The following is a 3965-nucleotide window of genomic DNA, read 5'->3' as shown; positions in this document are numbered from 1 at the left end:
AGGGGATCGGCACGATCGCGATCAGCGGCATCGAATTCGCGCTCTGGGATGCCGCCGGCAAGATCCTCGAGCAGCCGGTCTATCAGCTCCTGGGCGGCAAGACCCGAGAGGAGGTCCGCATGTACGCGGACTGCCACGCCGGCGAGGGAATGGTCGAGTCGGCCCTCAACGAACAGTCCGACGAGACCTACGAGGCGACGGTCTACGCCCGCGCCGCTCGAGCGGCGGTCGACGACGGCTACGAGCTGATCAAGTTCGACCTCGACGTGCCCTCCGGTCGGGACGTGGACACGCTCGCACGGCACTTCGACGGGCCGGAGATCGAGCACAAGCGCGGGCTGGTCGAGGCCGTGACCGAGGAGGTCGGCGACGAGGCCGAGGTCGCGGTCGACCTGCACTGGAACTTCAGCGTCGAGGCGTACGAGAAGCTGTGCAAGGCGCTCGAGCCCTACGACCTCGCGTGGATCGAGGACCCGCTCCCGCCGGAGAACGCGGACGCGCTGGCGACGCCCAATCGGAGCGTCGAACAGCCGCTGCTGACGGGGGAGAACCGCTACGGCCGCCACGGCTTCCGCGACCTCGTCGAGGAAGAGGCCGTCTCGTTCGTCGCGCCCGACGTGCCCAAGACCGGCGGCATCGCGGAGACGAAGAAGATCGCCGAACTCGCCGACACCTACTACCTGACGATGTGCCCCCACAACATCGGCAGTCCGGTCGCGACCATGGCCGGCGTCCACGTCGGCGCGACGGTCCCGAACTTCCTCGCACTCGAGGTCCACGCCCGCGACGTGCCGTGGTGGGGCGACCTCGTCGCCGCCGACGAGCCGCTCATACGGGATGGACGGATCGAGGTCCCCGACGAACCGGGGCTCGGGATCGAACTCGACTGGGACGTCGTCGAGGAACACCGGAAGAAGTAGTACGGAGACGGCGGCCGTTTCGACTCATCGCGTCTCGGCCTACCGACCTACCGCCGCCTCGGCCGGGCGGAACGTTTTTATTGGCGTTCGAAATGGCGCGCGTATGGGTACCACGACCCGAGACGAGGTTCGACGACTCGTCGCGGCGCTCGTCGAAATCGAAACGGAGAATCCGCCCGGAAACGAGCGGCCGTGTGCGGAATACATCGCCGACTGGTTCGCCGACCGCGGCGTCGGCGCGGACCTGATCGAGGAACCGGATGAGGACCGGCCGCAGGTCGCCGTTCGAGTCGGCGACGGCGATCCGACGCTCGTCCTCAACGGTCACATCGACGTCGTTCCGGCGGGCGATCCGACGGAGTGGGAGTACGATCCGTACGGCGCGGCGGTCGTCGACGGCTCGCTGTTCGGCCGGGGAAGCGTCGACACGAAAACCGGCGTCGCGATCGGAATGCTGGCGACCGCTCGCCTCGCGGACAAGATCGACGCCGGCGACCTGCCGGGGTCGATCGTCTTCCATGCGGCGATGGGCGAAGAGACCGCCGAGCCCGGGACGAAGACGCTGCTCGAACGGGGGTACGACGGCGATTACGGCGTCGTGCTCGAGCCGACGGGGCTTCGGGCGGCGACGAGAGAGAAGGGACTTGCGTGGTACGAAATCCGCATTCTCGGCGAGCCGTCACACGCGAGCAGACCGGATCAGGGGCGAAACGCCGTACTCCGCGCTCGGCCGGTACTAGACGCGCTCGCCGAGTACGATGCGACGGTCAGAGAGCGGACGGACGACCTCGTCGGATGGGCGTACTCGACGGTGACGATGGTCGACGCCGGGATGAAAGAGAACGTGATCCCCGAATCGGCGACGATCACGGTCGTCCGTCGGTTCCTCCCCGATGAGGAGATCGGCGACATCGACGCGGAGATCGACTCGCTACTCGCCGAGGTCGAAGCGGAGCACGATGTCGAGACCTCGTGGGAGCGAACTCGAACGTACGAATCGGCGGCGATTTCGGCCGACAGCGCGCTCGCGGACATCTTCCGACGTCACTCCGCCGAGGTCGGCGACGCTCCCGACGAGCCGTGGGGCATCGAAGCGTCGACGGACATGCGAAATTTCGTCAACGACGCGAACACGGAGGCGATCACGTGGGGGCCGGGCGATCTCGCGCAGGCACACACGTACGACGAGCGCGTGGACCTTGAGGCCGCCGCGGACGGGCTCCACGCGCTGCTCGGAGCGTCCTGCGAGATCCTCTCCAGCGGACTCGAGTCGAACGCCGCTCGCGAGTGAGTCCGTCCGATACCGTCCGCGCGGTGATTTACCGACGGGAAGGGGAACGAGTACATCGACTTCTCCGGCCAGCTCATGTGTCGAACCTCGGCCACTCGACCGACGCCGTCGCGGACGCGATCGCCGAGCAGGCTCGCGAAGGGGCGTACTTCGCGCCGGGATTCGCCACGGAGGCCCGCGCCCGCCTCGGCGAGAAACTCGCCGACGTCACGCCCGGGAACCTCTCGAAGACGTTCTTCTCGACCAGCGGCACCGAGGCCGTCGAGGCCGCGATCAAGATCGCCCGCATGTACACGGGCAAGCAGAAGATCGTCTCGCGGTACCGCTCCTATCATGGCGCGACGGCCGGCTCGATCAGCGTCACCGGCGACCCGCGACGGCTCATGGCCGAACCCGGCTCCCCGGCGCGATCAAGGCTCCCGATCCCTACGCCTACGGCTCGACGCTCGAGCCGATGGAGAGCCTCGAGTACATCGACGAGATGCTGATGCTCGAGGGCGATACGGTCGCGGCGATCCTCGTCGAACCGATCGCCGGCTCGAACGGCATTCTGGTCCCGCCGGAGGAGCACCTCCCGCGGCTGAAGGAGATCGCCCACGAGCACGACGCCTTACTCATCTGCGACGAGGTGATGGCCGGCTTCGGCCGCACTGGCGAGTGGTTCGGCTGCGACGTTTTCGACGTCACCCCCGACATCATGACGATGGCGAAGGGGCTCCCGGGCGCGTACGCGCCGCTCGGAGCGATGATCGTCACCGACGAGATCGCCGATCACTTCGAGGGCGAGATGTTCTGTCACGGCCACACATACGCGGGCCACCCCGTCGCCTGTGCGGCCGGCCTCGCCGCCGTCGAGACCTACGAGGAGGAGAACCTCATCGAGCACGCCAGCGAGGTCGGCGACTACCTCGGCGACCGCCTCGAGGAGTTGGCCGAAACCCACCCGAGCGTCGGCGAGGCCCGCGGCGTCGGGCTCTTCCGCGGGCTCGAGCTAACGAGGGACCTGGACGAGCGCGTTCCCTTCGGGGAGTGCGTGGACAAGATCTCGACGGGATCGACGGTCGTCGACGAGGTCGCTGCGGCCGCCGCCGACGAGGACATCTACGTCGCGAACATGATCAACACGCTCATCGTCGCGCCGCCGCTGCCGATCACCGAATCCGATATCGACGAGGCCGTCGCGGCCCTCGATACCGCGCTCGAGATCTCCGACGCGGCGATGGACCGCTGACGCGTCGTCGGGCGGCACCGACAGCGGTAATTACTTGTCTCGATACGACCAGACACATACCATGCCACTAGATAACACAGACACGGACGCCGAGATGCAGTTGCACATCCCCCACTGGTACGACCCCGATTCGACGGGAATGACGATCACCGACGGTGAGGGGACGCGCGTCGTCGACGCCGAGGGAGCGGAGTACCTCGACTTCGTCTCGCAACTGTACTGCGTCAACGCCGGCCACGGAAATCGGGCCATCGTGGACGCGATGACCGAGCAACTCGAGCGCATCCAGTACGTCTCCTCCGCGAAGCGAACGCCGGCGCGAGCAGAACTGAGCGAGGGTCTCGCCGCGGTCGGCCCCGACTCGCTGTCGGACGTCATGTTCTCGGTCTCGGGCAGCGAGGCGAACGAGCTCGCGATGACGGTCGCACGGGACTACGCCGACGCGCCGAAGATCCTGTCCCGGTGGCGGTCCTACCACGGTTCGACCTACGGCGCGGGAAGCGCGACCGGCGACCCGCAGACG

General features: G+C 67.5%; 3 protein-coding genes and 1 pseudogene. All 4 read left to right on the top strand.

What is annotated here, in order from left to right; genetic code table 11:
• Positions 1-920, top strand: a 920-nt coding sequence (locus PGX04_RS33300) for a mandelate racemase/muconate lactonizing enzyme family protein (protein WP_273742384.1), incomplete at its 5' end; no start/stop codon positions are given.
• Positions 921-1023: 103 nt separating this feature from the next.
• Positions 1024-2211, top strand: a complete 1188-nt coding sequence (locus PGX04_RS33295) for a M20 family metallopeptidase (protein ID WP_273742383.1) — start codon at positions 1024-1026, stop codon at positions 2209-2211.
• Positions 2208-3442 (top strand): annotated as a pseudogene (locus PGX04_RS34930) (aminotransferase family protein). Before PGX04_RS33295 ends, PGX04_RS34930 begins: the two are co-directional and overlap by 4 nt.
• A 61-nt stretch (positions 3443-3503) precedes the next feature.
• On the top strand, positions 3504-3965 hold a 462-nt coding region (locus PGX04_RS33280), incomplete at its 3' end, for an aminotransferase class III-fold pyridoxal phosphate-dependent enzyme (RefSeq protein ID WP_273742380.1).

The organism is Natrinema soli, from assembly GCF_028618695.1.
Note: the sequence above shows the minus strand (reverse complement) of the source record. Positions and strands in the feature narration are given on the sequence as shown.